The sequence below is a fragment of the Amycolatopsis xylanica genome, from assembly GCF_900107045.1.
Taxonomy (GTDB): Bacteria; Actinomycetota; Actinomycetes; order Mycobacteriales; family Pseudonocardiaceae; genus Amycolatopsis; species Amycolatopsis xylanica.
Window position 1 is genome coordinate 102,592 of sequence record NZ_FNON01000006.1, and the last position, 18,669, is coordinate 121,260.

General features: G+C 69.0%; 16 protein-coding genes. 5 read left to right on the forward strand and 11 right to left on the reverse strand.

What is annotated here, in order from left to right; translation table 11 throughout:
- Nucleotides 1-198 precede the first annotated feature (198 nt).
- The 5 genes from BLV57_RS27135 to BLV57_RS27155 form a co-directional block, all read right to left on the reverse strand.
- Nucleotides 199-1,491 carry a hypothetical protein gene (locus BLV57_RS27135; RefSeq protein ID WP_091293460.1) on the reverse strand — a complete coding sequence of 431 codons (1,293 nt, stop codon included), beginning with the start codon at nt 1,489-1,491 and terminating at the stop codon, nt 199-201.
- Nucleotides 1,492-1,523: 32 nt separating this feature from the next.
- Nucleotides 1,524-3,593, reverse strand: a complete 2,070-nt coding sequence (locus BLV57_RS27140) for a glycosyltransferase (RefSeq protein WP_091293462.1) — start codon at nt 3,591-3,593, stop codon at nt 1,524-1,526.
- 6 nt (nt 3,594-3,599) lie between these two features.
- Nucleotides 3,600-4,361: a WecB/TagA/CpsF family glycosyltransferase gene (locus tag BLV57_RS27145; protein ID WP_245757538.1), complete on the reverse strand. Its 762-nt coding sequence runs from the start codon at nt 4,359-4,361 to the stop codon at nt 3,600-3,602.
- Between the two features lie 197 nt (nt 4,362-4,558).
- The gene (locus BLV57_RS27150) at nt 4,559-5,542 is read right to left on the reverse strand and encodes a TolB-like translocation protein (protein WP_091293466.1); all 984 of its coding nucleotides are present in this window, start codon (nt 5,540-5,542) and stop codon (nt 4,559-4,561) included.
- Complete coding sequence (locus tag BLV57_RS27155; protein WP_091293468.1) at nt 5,539-6,777, reverse strand: MFS transporter; 1,239 nt, start codon at nt 6,775-6,777, stop codon at nt 5,539-5,541. Before BLV57_RS27155 ends, BLV57_RS27150 begins: the two co-directional genes overlap by 4 nt.
- Before the next feature lie 186 nt (nt 6,778-6,963).
- On the opposite strand from BLV57_RS27155, the gene BLV57_RS27160 reads away from it, so the two are divergent.
- From BLV57_RS27160 to BLV57_RS27180, 5 genes are all read left to right on the forward strand, one after another.
- A complete protein-coding gene (locus tag BLV57_RS27160; protein ID WP_091293470.1) occupies nt 6,964-7,794 on the forward strand; it encodes a hypothetical protein in 831 nt (276 codons plus the stop codon).
- 10 nt (nt 7,795-7,804) lie between these two features.
- Nucleotides 7,805-9,199, forward strand: coding sequence for an O-antigen ligase family protein (locus tag BLV57_RS27165; RefSeq protein WP_091293473.1), 1,395 nt, complete (start codon nt 7,805-7,807; stop codon nt 9,197-9,199).
- The gene (locus BLV57_RS27170; protein WP_091293474.1) at nt 9,196-10,443 is read left to right on the forward strand and encodes an ArnT family glycosyltransferase; all 1,248 of its coding nucleotides are present in this window, start codon (nt 9,196-9,198) and stop codon (nt 10,441-10,443) included. Before BLV57_RS27165 ends, BLV57_RS27170 begins: the two co-directional genes overlap by 4 nt.
- The gene (locus BLV57_RS27175; protein ID WP_091293477.1) at nt 10,440-11,855 is read left to right on the forward strand and encodes a lipopolysaccharide biosynthesis protein; all 1,416 of its coding nucleotides are present in this window, start codon (nt 10,440-10,442) and stop codon (nt 11,853-11,855) included. Before BLV57_RS27170 ends, BLV57_RS27175 begins: the two co-directional genes overlap by 4 nt.
- A gap of 313 nt (nt 11,856-12,168) precedes the next feature.
- Entirely contained in the window at nt 12,169-12,534 is a 366-nt protein-coding gene (locus BLV57_RS27180) for a hypothetical protein (RefSeq protein WP_091293478.1), read from the forward strand.
- On the opposite strand, the gene BLV57_RS27185 is transcribed toward BLV57_RS27180, so the two are convergent.
- The 6 genes from BLV57_RS27185 to BLV57_RS27210 are packed head-to-tail and all read right to left on the reverse strand — an operon-like array spanning nt 12,531 to nt 18,620.
- The gene (locus BLV57_RS27185) at nt 12,531-13,646 is read right to left on the reverse strand and encodes a GNAT family N-acetyltransferase (RefSeq protein ID WP_176968840.1); all 1,116 of its coding nucleotides are present in this window, start codon (nt 13,644-13,646) and stop codon (nt 12,531-12,533) included. The genes BLV57_RS27180 and BLV57_RS27185 overlap by 4 nt on opposite strands.
- Complete coding sequence (locus BLV57_RS27190; protein ID WP_091293481.1) at nt 13,643-14,188, reverse strand: acyltransferase; 546 nt, start codon at nt 14,186-14,188, stop codon at nt 13,643-13,645. The genes BLV57_RS27185 and BLV57_RS27190 overlap by 4 nt, the downstream gene beginning before the upstream one ends.
- Nucleotides 14,185-15,273, reverse strand: a complete 1,089-nt coding sequence (locus BLV57_RS27195; RefSeq protein WP_091293482.1) for a DegT/DnrJ/EryC1/StrS family aminotransferase — start codon at nt 15,271-15,273, stop codon at nt 14,185-14,187. Before BLV57_RS27195 ends, BLV57_RS27190 begins: the two co-directional genes overlap by 4 nt.
- Before the next feature lies 1 nt (nt 15,274).
- The gene (locus tag BLV57_RS27200; RefSeq protein WP_091293483.1) at nt 15,275-16,525 is read right to left on the reverse strand and encodes a glycosyltransferase; all 1,251 of its coding nucleotides are present in this window, start codon (nt 16,523-16,525) and stop codon (nt 15,275-15,277) included.
- Nucleotides 16,522-17,502, reverse strand: coding sequence for a hypothetical protein (locus BLV57_RS27205; protein WP_091293485.1), 981 nt, complete (start codon nt 17,500-17,502; stop codon nt 16,522-16,524). Before BLV57_RS27205 ends, BLV57_RS27200 begins: the two co-directional genes overlap by 4 nt.
- Complete coding sequence (locus tag BLV57_RS27210) at nt 17,502-18,620, reverse strand: DegT/DnrJ/EryC1/StrS family aminotransferase (RefSeq protein WP_091293487.1); 1,119 nt, start codon at nt 18,618-18,620, stop codon at nt 17,502-17,504. Before BLV57_RS27210 ends, BLV57_RS27205 begins: the two co-directional genes overlap by 1 nt.
- Nucleotides 18,621-18,669 lie beyond the last annotated feature (49 nt).

Sequence of the window (18,669 nt, forward strand, 5' to 3'; positions counted from 1 at the left end):
CAGGCCCACCACGCCAACTTTGGCGTGTCCGCTCAATAACGGCCTAAACACTCACGACTCACTTAGCCCCGGTGAGGGAGGCCCTCACCGCACAGCGCACCCAAGCCCGGGCGCCCTCATCGAGCTTGGCCGAGAAAGCTCGCACCGGCCCAGAACACGCCACGTTGGGGGTTGCCACCCAGGAACCGGCCGCGGCACTCACGAGCCTTTGAGCTTGTAGACGTGGTAGGTCGACTCGGCCGCGAAGGTGTCCACGAGCTTGCCCGCATCGACGGGCACCGTCCGGTCTTCGAACAGGACCTCCGCCTGCGTCGCCTGCATGCCCGAGGGCAGCGTCAGCGTGTGCGGGCCGGGCGCGCTGCCGCGGGCGTTCATCGCGAAGATGTAGTAAGCCCCGTCCAGCGACTTGAACATCGTGTCGAGATCGGGCGAGAACTGGTACTTGATGGACTGCGTGTTCAGCACCGGCGCCAGCGACTTCACGCGGCGATTGATCTCGATGACCGCGGGCCGGATCTGGGCGCCGCACGCGTCGCGGAGTACGTGCTGGCTGATGCACGGGCCGCCGAAGTTGTGGTTGAAGTAGATGACGCCCCGCGCCTCGTGGATGAGCGAGTTCATTACCGCTCCCGACAGCTGGTCGGGCGCGATCGGGACCGAGAACTGGGCGAACGGGAGGCCGGTCTCGATGAACGCGTAGATCGGCTGGAGCTTGCCGTCCATCGCGTCGAGGCCGCGGATGCGGTCCATCGTGAAGCCGTACGAGGCGGAGCGCTGGCAGACTTCCACTGGTGTGTGGGACTTTTCGCACATGCCGGGGTCGGTGTACCAGTATGTGTCCATTGAGGACACATCGGTGTAGTCGAGGAACCTGGCGGCCAGCGGGTCCTTGATGAAGAACTCCATGCCGAAGCCGAAGTTCGCGTAGCGCACCCGGCCGTCGTTCTGGGGTAGGCGGTCGCGCAACGTCTTCAGGACCGTGTACCCGCACAAAGCCTGCTCGGGCACGCAGATCGGGCCCTCGCTGGGGAAGTTGCCGGTCCAGGGCGCGTCACCCTCATGACCCCAGAGATCGACCTCGTCCGTCAACAGCCAGCCGACCGTTTCCGGGCCGTAGCCTTTGAGCTGGGTGCTCGGCATCGCGAACATCCCGGCGTCGCGGACCAAAGAGATGTCACTGGACGCCGTGAGCTCGAAGTAGGTGTTGAGGCCCGCTTCCTTGTCGAGCGCGGTGTCGGCGGGAGTGGTCACCGCCTCGTACCAGACGCCGATCGGGAAGAAGTTCGGGTCGGTCCAGCCCGCGCTGACCATCGCCGGGAAGGCCTTGTAGAAATCCGGGCCTGCCCAAGGGACCCGGGGGAGCGAGCCCGGGGCGACCACGGAGCTGGTGGCCGGGCCCGACGGCGTGGTGGCTGTGCCGGTGAGACTGTCGGACCGGTACATCACGAAGGTCGCCGCGAGCACGGCGACGGTCACGAACACGGCCAGCACGTGGTGACGCTGCCACCCTCCCCCTGATGCCCTCATGCGTGGTCGGTGGCCTCCGCCAAGTGCATGAGCTCCGCCGCCTGCGACCGCCACGAGAAGCCGCGGACGGAATCCCGCAGCCGCTCCGGCGTCTGCAAGCCACCCTCGGCGAGGCTGGTGTGGATCGCGTCGACGAACGTCCCATGATCGGTCGCCACCCGCACTCTGTCCGTATAGGACTCGAGCTGGGCGAAGCCGGTACTGACGACGGGAAGCCCGAGCGCCAGGTACTCCTTCAGCTTGATCGGGTTGGAATGTTGTATCCATTCATTGTCCAACCAGGGCATGATCGCCACGTCGAATCCGGAACCGTAGTCTGGAATCGTCGCGTAGGACCGGAACCCCAGCCAGTACACGTTCGGGTGTTTATCGAATCGTTCCATCGCGTGCGTGGAGTCGCCGATCAGCACCAAAGAGGCGTCCGGCAGTTCCGCGGCGATGCGCTCCAGCAGGTCGAAGTCGACGAGGAAGTCGTCGAGCGCGCCGAAGAAACCGATACGCGGCCCCGGAATGGAGGCCAGATCCTCCGGCAATTCCGTGCGGGGACGGAAATGGTCGATATCCACGCCGTGATCGAGGAAATGCGCGCGGTCACCGGTGTGGTCGTGTTCCGAGTCGAGCAGGACGTTGCTGACATAGGTGACGACATCGGCGTTGCCGAGCAGCCCGCGTTCGAGTTCTTCGATGACCTCGCGGTCGGCCTCCGGGAAATCGGCGTGCCGGTCGGACCGGTTGAACACCAGCGAATGCCGTTTCATCGGGCGGACGACGTCCCACGCGGTCGGGATGGTCACCATGATCACCGGATCGGACAGCCGCAGCGCCGCGGCCACCACGCGCACCTGCGCGCGGATCAGGACGGCGTTGACCTTGCGCAGGAACGGCGAGCCGTAGAACGGCAGCGGCAGCGGCGACATCACGTGGAAGTTCGGCAGCTCCGGCAGCGGCTTGCGCACCAGCATCGCCACGCTGCGGAGCTTGCGCAGGATCCGCCTGGTCACCTGGGTGCTGCGGCCCGGCGTCGGCATCCGCATGCCGATGCTGTTGATCACCAGCACCCGCCGCTTCTCGGCGATCGAGCGCATCAGCTGGAAGTCGGAGTGCGCCTGGTTGTGATACCACCAGTCCTGCGCCGAAAAGCAGATGTACCCGCGCTCGGCGGTCTGCTCCGGCCACCGCCGCATCGGCAGCAGCTGTCGCAGCGCGAGCCGGTGTTTGGCGCCGCCGTCACGCCCGCGCACGACCGCGCGCAGCAGCTCGTTCGCGAACACGGCGAACCACATGGCGACGGCCGCGGGCAGCCCGTCGCGCTCGCGCCGCAGGCGCACGCGGTTGGTCGCCGACAGCGCCCACAGCGTCGGCGACGTCGACTGCTCGCCACCGATGTGCACGGCGACCGCCGCGGGCTCGTTGCGCACGGCGAAACCGTGGTCGCCCGCGCGCAGGTGGTAGTCGGTCTCCTCGGAGTAGAGGAAGTAGCGCTCCTCCAGCATGCCGATGGCCGCGCGGCACTCGGCCGAGATGAGCCAGGCCGCGCCGGTCGCCCAGTCGACAGTGCCCGAGCGTTGGTAACGCGATTTGTCGACGATCAGCTCGCCGAGCGGGGCGATCCGGCCGGAACGGGTACCGCCGAGCAGGGTCTCGCCGAGCGCGCGCAACGTCGTCGGACGCCTGCGCAGTGACAACTGGGTTTCGCCCGCTTCGTCGACCAGCAGCGGGACCGCGATGCCGGTGCCCGGCGTCGCCAGCCGGTCCCGCAACGCCTTGACCGAGCCAGGACGCAGCCGGACGTCGGGATTGAGCACGAGCACGTCGTGCCCCTCGGCGGCGGCGAACCCCGCGTTGACGCCCGCGCCGAAGCCGCCGTTCGAGCGCAGCGCGATGATCTGGGCGAGCGGCGCGGTGGCGGCGACGAGTTCGAGCGTCCGGTCCGTGGAGGCGTTGTCCGCCACGATGATCCGAGCCGAGTCGTCGTCGCCGAGCTCGGTCAGCACCGACCGCAGGCAGTCTTCGATGATCGCTTCGCTGTGATACGTCACGATCACGACGGCGAGCGGAGTGGCCATGGTCGATCAAACCCCCGGTTTGGACGAGATCCGCCGCCGGACGGCGCCGGCGAGCAGGCGCAGCGCGAACGGCGCGTCTTCGAGCAGGTATCGGCGCGCGAGCCGCTTGGGCTCCAGCGCGAGGCGGTGCAGCCACTCGGCGCCCATGCGCTGCATGGCCGATGGCGCACGGGTGAACTCACCGGCCGCCATCGGGATGCCCGCGCCGCAGCCGATGTACCAGCTGTCGGGAAGCGCGGCGCGCAGTGCCTTGATGGTGTGCTCCTGCTTGGGGAAGCCCAGTCCGACGAGCACGAGGTCGGGTTTCGCTTCGACGACCAGCTCGGCCACGGCCGCGAGGCCGCCGGGAGTCTTCTCGAAGCCGAACTCCGGTGACTGCGTGCCAGCGACGATCAGGCCTTCGTAGCGCTCGGTGAGCGCCTTCGCCGCGGCTTCGGGGACGCCGGGCTGGCCGCCGAGCAGATAAATCGACCGGCCCTCGCGGGCGGCGGCCTCGGCGAGCGAGAACACCAGCGAAGCGCCGGTGACGCGTTCCGGCAGCGGCTCACCGGCGATCCGGCCCGCCCACACGACGGGCATGCCGTCGGCGACCACGACGTCGGCCTCGGCGACGAGCTCGGCGAGCCGCCGGTCACGGGTCGCGGCCCTGACAATGTCCACATTGGCCGTGACGATCCAGCCGCCCTTGCGCACTCGCCAGGACTGTTCCACCATTCGGACCAGTTCGGCCTCACGCAAGGAAAAGATGTCGACCGCACCCACACGCACGGTGCGTCTCGGTCTGAGTGGGTCCAATCGGGTGGCTGGCTCGGTACTCATCTGGGCTATACCTCGGCAAGCGGGGAGGAGGAGCACCGGGTTCGCTGGGGTGCCAGCGCGGTGGCGAACCATGCCGTTCGCGATCGAAGAGTCGGTAATGGGACAGGATTCGTTACAGGGCAACAATTTACGTGCCATTAATGAATTCAGTGCAGCGGAACCGGCGACGCCGCGTCCGCGACCAGTAGCGACGGCTGGGCGGATCCGTCCGCCGGCACCGCGTAGATGGACGGCTTCTGACCTGGCTGTGAAGCCTTGCCGTACGCCAGCCTGCCGTCGTCGAGCCAGGCGGCCTGATCGTCGATCCCGGTCGTCCCGGGTAAAGCCATTTCCTTGCCTGTGCCCAGATCCAGCACAGCCAATTCCCATGGTCCGAGCCTGCTGGTGCGTTTTTTGTACGCGATTCGGGTGCCATCAGGGGAAAGCGACGGGCATTCGGCCGTCTGGCGAACATCGGTCAACGTCTTGGCGACCAGATCACCCTTCATGAGCCAGGTGCGGTTCTGCGAGGCCATGGTCGCGTAGAAGGTCCGGTCGTCCGCCGCGACGGTGACACCCCAGAAGTTCCGGTCGGCGATGGTGAATTCCTGACCGGCCACGGTCGCGGTGAACGTCTCGAGCGTGTCGACCACCTGGCCGGTGCGCAGGTCGAGGATGCCGGTCCTGGTGGAGAACCCGCCGGGCACGGTGTACGAGTCGCCGCTGACGAAGGTCGTCCACGAGATGATCTGCCCGGAGGCCGAGACACGGGCCCGGTTGGGGATACCGGCCAGCCCGATGGTGCGCAGCTCCTTGCCGGACGCGTCCAGCACGGCCGCCTCATAGGTCGGGCCGAGCCCGGCCAGCCGCAGGCAGACGGTGACGCCGCCTGCCACATAGATCCGCTGGCAGCGCAGCGCGGTCGCACCGCGCGGTCCGCCCGGCGCGTCCTGGCGCACCTTCTCGACGTGGTCCTGGCCGTCCTTCATGTCGACGAAGAGCAGGTCGCCGCTGACCGGCGCGGACGCGCCCGCGGTTTCGGCGTTCCGGTCCGCCGCGGTCGCGACCACGTAGACACCGCCCGCCGCCAGCACGACGACGATCGCCGCGACCCCGAGCAGCACGCGGTGCGCCTGTAGCCAGGTTTTCACGAGGTGACCTTTCGGCCGAGCAGCATGGCCGCCACGGCCAGCGCGAGCAGGAAGGCGCCGAAGACGAGCCACAGCGCCGATTTCATGGTGAGCACGGTGAGCATGACGCCGAACAGCACCGAGGAGATCAGGCGGGCCACGGCCTGGCCGGTCTGCACGACGGCGAGCCCGCTCGCCCGCAGCTCCGGCGGGACCAGCGGGCCCGCGTAGGCCATCAGCACGCCGTCGGTCGCCGCGTAGAAACACCCGTGCAGCAGCAAAGCGGCCACGAGCATCACCACGCCACCGCCGCCCGTGACCAACACCACATAAACGCCGAGCAGCAGCACATGACCGGCATAAAACACCTGCCAGCGGCCAAAACGGTCCGCCAGCCAGCCCATCGGGACGGCGGCGCTGAGGAAGACCAGCGCGGTCCCCATCGGCATCAGCGGGAGGTAATCGAACGGCACGCCGGTCGATTTCTGCAGCACCACGAAGACGAAAGCGTCGCTGAGCGTGACGAGACCGAGCGCGGCCGCGGCCAGCGTCATCCGCCGGACCTGCCGGTCTTTGAGCAGGCGCACACAAGCCTTCAACGAGACCGGCGCCGAGCCGGGTACGGGCGCGGTCTTCTTCGGCTCACGCACGAAGGTGACGAGCACGATCAGCCCGATCAGGCCGAACAGGAAGCTCACCATGAACACCGGCGTCGACTCGTTGCCGAGGTCACGCAGGATCCAGAAGGTGACCAGCGGCCCGATCAGCGCGCCGACCGTGTCCATCGACCGGTGCACACCGAACGCGCGGCCGAGCCGTTCCGGCTTGGTGGCCTGCGTGATCAGCGCGTCACGCGGCGCTGTGCGCAGGCCTTTGCCCGCGCGGTCGGCCGCGAGCACGCCGCCGATGCCGAGCCCGGAAGCACCCGCCGCCGGGAAGATCAGTTTCGTCACCGTTGATGTGGCGTAGCCCACGAACGCGACCAGTTTCGGGCGCTGCAGCTTGTCCGCGACGTACCCGCCGATGAGCCGCAGCAACGCAGTCGCGCCGTTGTAAAGCCCGTCTAACAGTCCAAATTGGACATAACCCAGCTGGAGGGTGTAGAGCAGGTAGATCGGCAGGAACGCGGTGATCATCTCGGCCGAGATGTCGGTGAGCAGGCTGACCGTGCCCAGCGCGAACACCACCGGCGGGATCTTGCCTCGGTCGGTGGAGGGAAGCCCGGCGTCGGGCACAGAGCGTGATGACAGGTACATCCACGGGGCCTCTCCGGCGTACTCTCTTCCGCAGAGTGCGCACCTGGCCGGTTAGTCGTGATGGGCTAGCCGAGCGTTAACAGCTGACTCGTCACCTGCTGTAACAGTTGAGTCGGGGCACCGATTGAATCGCTGACACAGACGTGCCGGCCCTCTGCCTGCACGCCATGGGATCGGGGACATTGCATGGACTTCTGGATGACGATCCGCGTCCTCCTCAAGCGCTGGTACATCGCGCTTCCGGTGTTCGCGGTGTCGTTGGGCCTTGCGGTCGCGGTGTTCCTGAGTGTTTCGCCGCAGTACGAGTCCACCGGCACGATCGTGCTCACCGCGCCGTCGTCCGGCGCCAAGGTGGCCGTCGGCGAGGCGAAGCCGGCGGAGAAGATCAACCCGCTGCTCGCGTTCGACGGCAGTTTGACGACCAGTGCGCAAATCGTTATCGAGACGCTGAAGGACCCGGCGACGCAGAAGCAGTTCGAGACGATCGACGGCGCGCCAGCCGCGTACGAGGCTGGCAACGGGCAGCTCAACGGGCCGTTCATCGTCGTCGTGGCGACGGCGGCCAGTCCCGCGTCCGCGAAGAAGGCCGCCACCAGCGTGCTGGATCTCGCGCGCAAGGAGCTCGCCGCGCGGCAGCAGGCGTTGCAGGCGCCCGAATCGACCTATATCCGGGCCGATTCCGTGGTGATGCCCGCGGACGGCAAGGTCAAGATCGGCGGCAAGGTGCGCTACGCCGCCGTCGCGCTGGTGCTCGGCCTGGTCGCGGGCCTGACCGCCGCGTACGGCTTCGAGAGCTACAAGAACTACAAGAAAACCCACCCCGGCAAGGAAAAGGCGGCGAAGGCGGACAAGCAGGAGCCCGCGCCCAAGCAGCCGGAAGCGCCGAAGGCGGTCAAACAGCCCGAACCGTCCTGGCCGAAGGCGGCCGAGCCGTCGCCGAAGTCCGACGAGACCACGCGCATCCTGACGCCGGTCGCCAAGCCGACGCCCAGTCCACGCACGCGCGATTCCCGCTAGGCCCGTTCCGATGACCGTCCGTGACGAGGACCTCGGATTCCTGCTGGCGAAGGGCCCGCGTCGCCGCCGTGACGGCACGACGATGGTCTGCGTCTACTCCGTGGTCACGCTGATCGTGCCCGCGCGGCTGGTGATCTCGGGTGTGTCGATGTCGATCACGCCCGCCACGGTGGTCGGCCTTTTCCTGGGCCTGGTGTGGTTCTGTTCGCAGCTGGTCACCACGCTCAACGCGGCCAAGGGTCGCAACGTGGCGCGGACGGCACTGTTCGTGTTCATCGTGACCCAGCTCGCCACGTACGGTTACGCCACGCGCAACTATCTGCCCGAGGACGAGCTCAACTCGGCCGATCGCACGCTCGTCACGATCCTGGGCGTCACGCTCGCCGCGCTCGCGGTGGTCGACGGGGTGCGCGGGGTCGCCAGGGTCGAGCTGGTCGCGAAATGCGTGCTGGTGGCGACCACGGCGGTCGCGATGATCGGCATCCTGCAGTTCCTGCTCAACCTCGACCTGACGCAGTACATGGTGATTCCCGGGCTGCACCCGGTCACCTCGGACGGGTTCGTGCTCGAGCGCGCGGCGTTCCGCAGACCGGCGGGCACCACCGGTCATCCGATCGAATTCGGCGTGGTGTGCGCGGTCGCGCTGCCGATCGCCGCGCACTTCGCGTTCACCGCGCAGGACAAGGGCGAATCGGCCAGGCGCTGGTGGATCTGCCTCGGCATCGTCGCGACCGGCGCGATGGTCTCGCTCTCGCGCTCGGCGATACTCGGCCTCGCGCTCGCCTCGCTGGTGCTGCTGATCGGCTGGCCCGGCAAGCGCCGGATCAGGGCCTTCTTCGTCGGGCTCGCGTTCCTGGTCCTGATGCGGTTCATGGTGCCGGGCCTGGTCGGCACGCTCTACGGCCTGTTCGCCGAGATCGGCACGGACACGTCCATCAGCGGGCGCACCGACGACTACGCGACGTCCAGTGTGTACATCGCCCAGCATCCGCTGCTCGGCCGCGGGCTCGGCACGTATCTGCCGAACAAGTACGGCCCGCTCGACAACCAGTACCTGGGAACGTTGGTACAGAACGGTTTCATCGGCCTGTTCGCGCTGATCGCGATCTTCGTGCTCGGCGCGTACGCCGCGTTGCGCGCGCGGACCATGACCCGCGACCCGCACATCCGCGACCTCGGGCTGACGCTGGTGGCCTCGATCTCCGTGCTCGCGCTCGGCGCCGCCACCTTCGACCTGCTCGCCTTCTCGATGGCCACCGGGCTCGCCTTCCTGCTGTGCGGGCTGGCCGGCGCGTTGCTGCGCTCGACGCGGGCCGAACAGGTCGCCGCCGGAATCGACCCGCCGACCGTGCGAGTCGTGCTCACCCGCGCCATGCGGCTGAAGATGGGGAGCCTGCAGAAATGACGACCGGAGTCAGACCCACCCTGCTCAGCAGGCTCGACGACCTCGCGCCGCGCATCGCGGCCGCCGCGATCGTGGTCAGCCTGGTGGTCGCGGGCGGGTACGCGATCTTCCTCGGTGACGCGCTGCGCTACCTCGACGAGCAGGTCTACGTCCGGCTCACCCAGTCCATGGCCGAAGGCGTCGGTTTCAGCGCCGACGGCGTCCAAGCGACCGCGTACCGGCCGCCGGGGTACCCGTTCCTGCTGCTGCCCGTCTATTGGCTGACCGGCGGCAGCGTGCTCGCGATGCGCCTGATCGGCGTGCTCGCGCTCGCCGGCTGTGTCTGGCTCTCGTACCGGATCGGGCGCCGCATCGGCTCGCCCGCGATCGGCGCGGTGGCTTCGGTGGTCATGGCGTGCTACCCGCTGGGCATCTACACGGCGACGGCGTTGTACCCGCAGATCCCGGCGCTGTTCCTGCTGCTGGCGAACATCGAGTTCGGCCTCCGCGCAGCCGAGAGCACGGGACGCGCGCGGGCTGGTTTTGTTGCGGTGTCAGGGATCGCGGGCGGCCTGCTGGCGGTGACCGTGCCGAACTTCGCGGTGTCGGTCTTCATCGTGGTGCTCTGGCTCGCTTGGCGAAACCGGCGCGCGGCGTGGAAGGTCGCCGCCGCGATCCTGGTCGTGGTCGCGGTGATCCCCGGGCTCTGGTGCGTGCGCAACGCGGTTCAGTTGCATGCTTTCGTGCCGGTGTCGACCAACGACGGGATCAATCTGCTGCTGGGCAACAGCGAGCACACGACCGCGGGCAGCGGCACCAGCGTCGACATCTCCCGCTACGACCAGGAAGCCAAGAACCGGCACCTGGACGAGGTCGGGATCAACAAGTTCTACAGCGACAGCGCGATCGCCTGGATCAAGGCGCATCCCGGCGACGCGGCGGTGCTGTACGCGAAGAAGGTCGCGAACAACTTCGCCTACTCCAGCGAGATGGCGACTTCGGGGCAGGGCAACCGGACCGCCGACCTGCTTCTCGCGGTGACCTACTATCCGATTCTTCTGCTGGCCTTGTGGCGGGTCTTCTTCTGGCGGCGGCTGTCGCCGGAAGAGAAACTCGCCGCGGGCTTGATCGTGCTGAACCTGTTGCTGCTGGCCGTGTTCTTCACGCGGCTGCGGTTCCGGGTGCCGCTGGATGGCCTGACGATCCTGCTCGCTTCGGCCGCCTTCGTCCAGATCTTGCGTGCTCGGGTTAAGGAGCCTTCGTGACCACTAAAGAGTCTTCCAAGGTACGAAGAGCCCTGGGCCTGAGCCTGCTCAATACCGTGGTCGGCAGGCTCGGCACCTTCCTGACCGGCATCGTGCTGGCCCGGCTGCTGGCCCCTGAGGACTTCGGCGTCTACGCGGTCGCGCTGGTCGCGCTGACCGCGATGCTGTCGCTGAACGAGCTGGGCGTGAGCATCGCGATCGTCCGCTGGCCCGGCGACCCGAAGCGCATCGCCCCGACGGTCACGACGATCTCGGTGCTGTCGAGTGTCCTGCTGTATGCGGCATGTTTCGTTACGGCGCCGGTGTTTTCCGCCGCCATGGGCGCGCCAGAGGCGACCGGCGTGGTGCGGCTGCTGTGCGCCACGGTGGTCGTCGACGGCATCACGGCCGCCGCCGTCCAGCTCGCGAACCGTGAGTTCAAGCAGGGTTCGCGCTTGGTCGTCGACTCGCTGAACCTGGTGCTGACGACCGCGGTGACGGTCGGCATGGCGGTCGCGGGCAACGGCGCCTGGAGCTTGGCGGTCGGCCAGCTGACCGGGAACGTGCTGTCCGGCGTGATGCTCTGCTATCTGGTGCGCATGTGGCCTCGGTTCGGGTTCGACCGATCGCTGGCCCGTGAGCTGCTCGTGTTCGGGCTGCCACTGGCCGGCGGAAGCCTACTGGTGTTCGCGATGCTGAACATCCACTACATCGTCACGGGCCGCATGCTCGGCGCGATCGCACTCGGGTTTTTCCTGCAGGCGTTCAACCTGTCGAGCTGGCCGGTGAACATGTTCTCGATGGTCGTCCGCCGGGTCTCGCTCCCCGCTTTCGCCGCACTGCAAGACGATCGCGAGGCGCGCGAGGCAACTTTCGCACGGTTCACGTCTCTGCTGGCGGTGTTCACGTTGCCGGTGTGCGTGCTGCTCGGATTGCTCGCGCTGCCGCTGGTGTCCACTTTGTACGGTCACAAGTGGGCGGCTTCGGCCGCGGCGCTGCAGTGGCTCGCGGTGCTCGCTCTGGTGCGGGTGGCTTGTGAGCTGGCCTACGACTACCTGGTCGCGCTCGGACGGTCGCGGACGACGATGTGGCTGCAGGGCGGCTGGCTGGCGGCCCTGGCTGTGGCTCTGCCGGTCGGTGCCCACTTCGGCGGGATCGAGGGGGTCGCGGTGGCGCATGCGGCCGTGGCCTTGCTGGTCGCGCTGCCTGCCTTCGCTGTGGCCGTCGGACGGACCGGGGTGCACCTGGCTTCGCTGGTGCGGCCGTTGGTTCGGCCGGTGCTGGGGAGCGCTGCCATGGTCGCGGTGCTTCTGTTGCTGCGCTTGGCCTTCGCGCCTTCGGCGCTCCTGCTGGTCGTGGGCGGGCTGGCTTGCGCGCTGGTCTACGCCCCCTTCGTCTGGCCACTCCGCGCGGAGCTCCGCCACCTGGGCTGAGAGTCGTGAGTGTTTAGACCGGTTAGAACCGGCCGTACCACTCACGACCCCTGCTGACCTGCGGGAACACATGCGCGCACGGGCCGGGGCGCGGTCTGGGTGACAAGGGTGGCCCTTGTCACCCAGAGCGTTGCAAGGGCGGCCCTTGTCACGTGCCAAGGTGAGCCCGAGCGAGTGGAAGGATTTCTGCGTCCAACGGAGCAAAGCTTCCACTCGCGCCGAGGCTCGGGCGCGGCAGCAGACCCAAAGACGCATAGGGGAGATAAAGGGAAACCGAGCCCGGTGAAGCGATGCCCGCACTATCGTGGAACGCGTGAAGATCAAACCAGCGTTGCTGTTCGTCGCGGGCGTGGCCGCGGTGGCTGTGGTCGGCGTGGGTGGAGCCGTGCTCACCGGGTTTCCGGCGGGCTTGCAAGGCCACCAGTACGCGATCCCCGCGTGTGACCAGTTGCCGAGCCGGGCTCAGGTGACACAGGCGATCGCTGACCACGCGCGCTTGTACGACCAGCTCGTGCAGGCGGGTAGCGGGGTCGAGGTCGTCGCCGGCAGGCCGTGCCCCGATCCCGACAAGTCGGTCGTGGCCGTGAGGGTGATCAGCAGTGGCGAAGAGTCCGCGGCCAACGACATCCTCGGGAAGGCCACCGGCTTCGGAGTGCCCGCGACGATCGAGACGCGCTAGAAGTCGTCGAGCATTCGGGCGCCGTTGTTGGCGGTGAGCAGGTCCAAGGCGGGAGCCGGGGTGCCTGTCATGAGGCCTGCCGCGCGCAACGTAACTGAGGAGACTCCGGCGTACCAGGGGCCGAGGGCGCGGGCGTGCATGACGACCGTGCCGGAGCCGCCGGGCTCGCAGCGGACCTGGTCTCCATCGATGATCAGGCGGTGACGGCCCGCGTGCCAGGGCGCGTGTGGGTCTACGATCTCCAGCTCGGCCGCGACGCCGTCGGACAAGGACAAAGCCGCAGGCCAGCCACGGGCGGCTATCGCCGACTGGAAGTCGACCACGCGCAGGTACCAGGGCTCGGTCGTCGTGCTGAAAGCCGTGGGGAGTACTAGGGCGAGCATCGAGGGGTCCGTCAGGCGCAGGCGGACCGTTTGCATCAGGCCGGACCACGAGCCGAGCGAACGCAGGAGCGCGGTCGCGGTCGCCGGGTCGCCGGCGATGAGCTCGCGGGCGTAGATGACGCGGTCGGGGAGGCGTTGCAGGTCGAGGTAGCCCGTGAGGGAGTCGCCCGTGTAGGCCAGCGTGGCAAAGTCGTTGTCCAGCAGGTCTTCGCGGGTGCGGTCGAGCAGGCCGTCGACGGCCGTTGAGCGGTAGCAGGCCGTCATGGCGTCGAACGCCGATTTGTCGACCGGGGCCAAAATCACCGGGGAGGCCGGGAGCGCGCGGAAGGCGTCGACCGGGATCTCCGCGTGCTCGATGACGCCGGACTGCTCCCAACCACGCCCCCGGTAAAGGGACGGGACCGTGGTGAACAAAGTGGACAGTGGCTGGCCGTCTTCGCGCATCCGCACGAGCGCCGCGTCGAGGAGGCCGCTTGCGACGCCTTTGCCTCGGGCGTGGGGGTCGACGGCGACCGTGGCCAGGCCGCCCATCGGGACGACCCGGCCGCCGAAGTACTGACCGAAGCGGCGAATCCGGAGGTAGCCGTAGACGGCGTCCTCTTCCGCCACTAGGCGGCGCTCGTCCGAGGCGGGCCAGGCCGTGGGGCGAGGGCCGCTGCTGCCGAAGGCGATTCGGCGCAGTCGCCAGACTGCGTCGAGGTCGTCGTCGCGGGCTTCGCGGATGATCACGGGGCGAGGTCCGGGTAGCTGTTGCCGCAGTCCTCGCATTTCAGCGAGTCGTTCAGCCGGAAGCCGCACTCGCAGACCCAGCCCTTGTGTCGCGCGGGATTGCCCGCGACGAAGGAGTGCGCCGGCACGTCGCGGGTGATGACCGAGCCCGCGGCCGCGAAGGCGTACGAGCCGATCTCCGTGCCGCAGACGACCACCGTGCCCGCGCCGAGTGAGGCGCCGCGACGGACCACAGTGGACACCAGCTCGTCCGGGCCCTTGCGGATGTGGGCGCGGGGGCGGAGGTCGTTGGTGAACAACACGTTCGGGCCGAGGAAAACCTCGTCCTCGCAGGTCACGCCGCTGAAGACCAGGGTGCCGTTCTTGACCGTCACGCGGTCGCCCAGCACCGCTCCGTCCTCGACGAACGCGCCGTCGCAGATGTTGCAGTCGCGGCCGACCTTCGCGCCGGGCAGCACGTGCGCGAACGCCCAGACGCGGGTGCCGTCGCCGACCTCGTCGCTTTCGCAGAGGCCGTTGGGGTGGACACGGACTCCGGTCATCGGATCGCCTTCTTCAGCGTCTCGACCACGTACTCCTGCTGAGCCTGCGTGATCTCCGGGAACAGCGGCAGCGACAGTAGCTCGCCCGCGACGCGTTCGGCGACCGGGAACGCGCCGATGCCCTGACCGAGTGAGCTGAACGCGCCGTTCAGGTGGACCGGGGTGGGGTAGTGGATGCCCGCGCCGATGCCCGCCGCGTGCAGCTCGCCCAGCACGCGATCGCGGTCCGCGACGCGGACGACGTAGAGGTGCCAGACCGGCTCGTTGCCGTCGAGCACGACCGGGGTGCGCACCTCGGGCACCTCGCTGAGCAGCGCGGTGTACCGGGACGCGGCCTCGCGGCGTGCGGTGTTCCAGGCTTCGAGGCGACGCAGTTTCGCCGACAGGACGACCGCCTGCAGCGTGTCCAAGCGGCTGTTGAACCCCAAGGTCGGGTGTTCGTACTTACGCGGCGAGCCGTGCGCGCCGAGCAACCGGACCTGGGCGGCCAGCTCCGCGGAGCCGGTCAGCACCGCGCCCGCATCCCCATACGCGCCAAGGTTCTTACCCGGGTAGAAGCTCGTCGCGGCGATGTCGCCGAGCCCGCCGGCGGTGACGCCGTGCCGCCGCGCGCCCTGGGCCTGCGCGGCGTCTTCGAGCACTGGAACGCCCAGGTCTCGCAGCTTCTCGACCGGCGCGGTCTGGCCGTAGAGGTGCACCGGGATGAGCGCTTTGGTCTTCGGGCCGATGCGCACCTGGTCGACGTCGATCAGCAGCGTGTCCTCGACGCAGTCGACGAGCACCGGGGTCGCGCCGGTGCGCGCCACGGCCTCGGCGGTCGCGATGAAAGTGTTGGCGGGCACCACACATTCGTCGCCGGGCCCGACGCCGAGCGCGCGCAGCGCGAGCTCCAAGGCGTCCGTGCCGTTGGCGACGCCGACGCAGTGCTCGACCCCGGAGAACGCGGCGAACTCGGACTCGAACGCCGAGACCTGCGGGCCGCCGACGAACGCGGTCGTCTTCAGCACCTCGGCCCAGCCAACGGCCACCTCGTCGGCCACCTGCTCCTGCTGTGCCGCCAGATCGACCAGCGGTACTGAGGTCATCTCAACTCTCCTTCGAGGAACGCTGAGCCAGCACCGGGGTGGCGTTGGCGTCGTCGGTACGGGCGGTGCCGCGGAACTGCTGGATCTTGCGCTGGACCTTGTAGCCGAACAGCCCGGCCGCGCTGCGTGCGCTGTCGGCGGCCAGCCGGGGCCGCGGCGTCGGCTGCGCGAGCGCCGCCGCGTACACCCGCTCGAGGAACTTGGCCGCGCCACGCAGGCTGAACCGGTCGACCACCAGCTCGCGGGCGAACCCGCCGAGTTCGGCGCGCCGCTCCGGCGAGTCGACCAGCGTGTCGAGCGCCTCGCGCAGCGCGGTGACGCCCGAGCCGCGCGAACCCGGACCCTGGCCGTACCAGCCCGCCTGCAGGAAGGTGCTGGCCGTCGCAGGCGTCAAAAGCTCGCTGTAGCCCTGTTCGCCGACCACGACGAGCGGCTTGCCGAACGACATGCCGCGCAGCGCCGAGCCACCCATCCCGATCAGGATGTCCGCCGCCGCGTAGGCGGGCCGCGGGTCGGAGACCTCGCCGGTGAGCGTGACGACCTCGTACCCGGCCGCGTCGTTGGCGCGGGCCGCGCGCGCGGCGACCTCGTCGCGGCTGCGCCCGTCGCCGACGATCGCGAGCCGCAGCTTGCGCCCGGCGCTGGCCAGCTGACCGGCGGCGTCGCAGGCCGCGAGCAGGCCTTCGAGCTTCAGCTCCGGCACCAGGCGGCAGACCATCGCGACCAGCGTGACGTCGTCGTCGAACCCGTGCTCGGCGCGGAACGCCGACCCGTCGACGCCGGGGTGGTCGCCGTCGGTGTCCACCGGCGGCTCCAGCAGCGAGACCCGGGTGTGCCCGGCGGCGACGGCCGCCTCGCGGATCTGCTCGGTGCCGACCAGCAGCGGGACCGTGCGCGGGAAGAACGGCACGACCGACATCGACAGCACCGTGCCGACCAGCGCGCCGCGCCCGAGCCCGGTGGCCGCGAGGCCTTCCAGCACCGGCGGCCATTCGTAGCCGTGCACCAGGTCGATGTCCCGGTCGGCGATGATCTCGGCGATCCGCCGCGACACGCCGCGCGACGGACGGCGCCGCTCGGCCGGGATTTCGTGGTGCGTGAGCCCCAGCTCGTGGACATAGTCGACCAGCGGGCCTGGCTCGGAGATCACGTCGACGGAGTGCCCCAGATCGCGGACGGCGCCCGCCAGCTGCAGCGCGTTGAGCTGCGAGCCGCCGATCTCCATCGCGTGCGGGTAAACCAGGATTCTCATCGGGGCTCCACCCTCAGCAGCAACGCTTCTTCGGCTTCGGTCACCGGACCGCCTCGGGTCAGCAGCTCGCCGACCTTCAGCCCGCCGGTCTGCAACGCGACGATCGGGTCGGCGCCGACCGCGGACGGCAGGATCCCCATATGCCCGGGATCCGGCGCCGACGGCGGCCAGACCGCCTGGTCGTCGCGTTCGATGTCACCCCAGAACTGGATCAGCACCGCACCCGGGTGCTCCTCGCGGATTCGCTTGACCGCAACGGAATCGAGCACTGGCTCAGGCCCAGGCGAGAGCGCGACGATGACAGCGTCGAGGCGACCCGAAGGCGCGCCGTCGAGGCTCGCGGCGGTCGTGACCTGCCCGCCCAAAGCCGTGATGCCCTGCTCGATGTCCGACGCGAACACGTTGTCGCACAACAGAAGCACGCGACTCCCGAGCACGGGCACGCCCGCGTCGAGCAACTGCTTCACGGCCATCACGCCCGAATACGCGAACACGCCGATCGCCGGATGATGCTCATTCGGGCCAGCGACGGGGATTCCACCAGCGTGACACGCGTCGAGATCGACTTCGCCGGGCCGCAGCTCCCAGGGCTCGTACATCAGGCTGATCGCGGAACCCGGGCGCAGCCACGAGATCGTCTCGGCATCGAGCGGCCGCAGATGCCCGCTGTTGGTCACCACGTCCGCGCCGTCGAACAACGCGGCGTCCTTGACCCGGCTGAACCGCACCCGCACACCCGCACGCGTGGCCAGCCGGATGATCGCGTCCTCGGCGTCCTGCGCGGAGCCGTACCGGCTGTCCTTCGACAGCGCACGAACCTCGACGGCGCCCGCCATCGCGGCCAGCAACGGCGTCACGGCATACGCGCCGGTCGCCGCTTCGGTCACCACGACCCGGCCGCTGAGATCGAGCCCCATCCGCTCGACCGCCTCGGCGCACAACGCCAGCAGGCGATCCGGATTTCCCCCCGCGCTCATCAGACCGTGGCCGGTTCGAGCGCCGCCGCGAGCACGTCCACGATGCGCACCTGGTCCGCGTCGGTCAGCTCATGGTGCAGCGGAAGGATCAGCGACCGGTTGGTCAGCCGCTCGGTCGACGGCAGCGCGACATGCGGGTGGCCCGCGTACGCCGGTTCGAGGTGCGAGGCCATGATCCCGCGGCGCGCGGAAATGCCTTCGGCCGCCAGCCGCGTGAGCACGTCGTTGCGCTCGACGGGCACATCGTCGTCGAGCAACACCCAGAACGCCTGGAAATTCGTTGTCCCGTAAGCGGGATCCCGCACCGCGCGAACGCCGGGCACCTTCGCCAGCAGCTCGTGATAGCGCGCCGCGAGCGCACGCCGCTGCTCGACGAGCGCGGGCAGCTTCCGCAGCTGGACCAGGCCGATCGCGGCCTGGATGTCGGTCATCCGGTAGTTGAACCCGGTTTCGAGGTACTGCTCGACGATGGCCTTGCCCGCGGCCGCGTGCCGGTCCGCCGCCGAGACGCTCATGCCGTGCTCACGCAGCCTGCGCAGCCGCGCGGCGAGGTCGGCGTCGTCGGTGGTGATCATGCCGCCCTCGCCCGTGGTGAGCAGCTTGCGCGGGTGGAACGACCACGCGGCCAGCGCGCCGGCGCCGACCGGCCGGTCACGGTAGGTCGCGCCCGCCGCGCAGGCCGCGTCCTCGAGCACCGGGATGTCGCCGCAGGCGGCGCGGATCGCGTCGACGTCGGCGGGCAGTCCGCCCTGGTGGACGGCCATGACGACCTTGGTACGCGTGCTGAGCACCGCGGCGACCGTCTCGGCCGTCAGGTTGCCGGTGACCACGTCGACATCGGCGAACACCGGCGTCGCGCCGCAGTAGCGAACGGCGTTCGCGCTCGCGATGAAGCTGAACGAGGGCACCACCACCTCGTCGCCCGGCCCGACGCCGAGCACGTACAAGCCCAGGTGCAGCGCGGTGGTGCAGGACGAGACGGCGACCCCGTGCGCGGAGCCGGTGTGCGCGGCGAACGCCTGCTCGAACTCGGCCACGCGGGGGCCCTGCGCCACCCAGCCGGAGCGGACCGCCTCCGCGACCGCCTCGGCCTCTTCCTCACCCAAGAACGGCCGCATAACCGGAATCAAGTCGGCTCCCCTTTTGTCGTTTGCTCGAATACGGAAT

What these genes read in the sequence shown, in the direction of transcription:
- BLV57_RS27160 (WP_091293470.1), top strand. Translation starts at nt 6,964, where the DNA reads ATGGACTTCTGGATGACGATCCGCGTCCTCCTCAAGCGCTGGTACATC.
- BLV57_RS27195 (WP_091293482.1), bottom strand. Translation starts at nt 15,273, where the DNA reads ATGACCTCAGTACCGCTGGTCGATCTGGCGGCACAGCAGGAGCAGGTG.
- BLV57_RS27205 (WP_091293485.1), bottom strand. Translation starts at nt 17,502, where the DNA reads ATGAGCGCGGGGGGAAATCCGGATCGCCTGCTGGCGTTGTGCGCCGAG.
- BLV57_RS27165 (WP_091293473.1), top strand. Translation starts at nt 7,805, where the DNA reads ATGACCGTCCGTGACGAGGACCTCGGATTCCTGCTGGCGAAGGGCCCG.
- BLV57_RS27170 (WP_091293474.1), top strand. Translation starts at nt 9,196, where the DNA reads ATGACGACCGGAGTCAGACCCACCCTGCTCAGCAGGCTCGACGACCTC.
- BLV57_RS27140 (WP_091293462.1), bottom strand. Translation starts at nt 3,593, where the DNA reads ATGGCCACTCCGCTCGCCGTCGTGATCGTGACGTATCACAGCGAAGCG.
- BLV57_RS27200 (WP_091293483.1), bottom strand. Translation starts at nt 16,525, where the DNA reads ATGAGAATCCTGGTTTACCCGCACGCGATGGAGATCGGCGGCTCGCAG.
- BLV57_RS27210 (WP_091293487.1), bottom strand. Translation starts at nt 18,620, where the DNA reads ATGCGGCCGTTCTTGGGTGAGGAAGAGGCCGAGGCGGTCGCGGAGGCG.
- BLV57_RS27190 (WP_091293481.1), bottom strand. Translation starts at nt 14,188, where the DNA reads ATGACCGGAGTCCGTGTCCACCCCAACGGCCTCTGCGAAAGCGACGAG.
- BLV57_RS27155 (WP_091293468.1), bottom strand. Translation starts at nt 6,777, where the DNA reads ATGTACCTGTCATCACGCTCTGTGCCCGACGCCGGGCTTCCCTCCACC.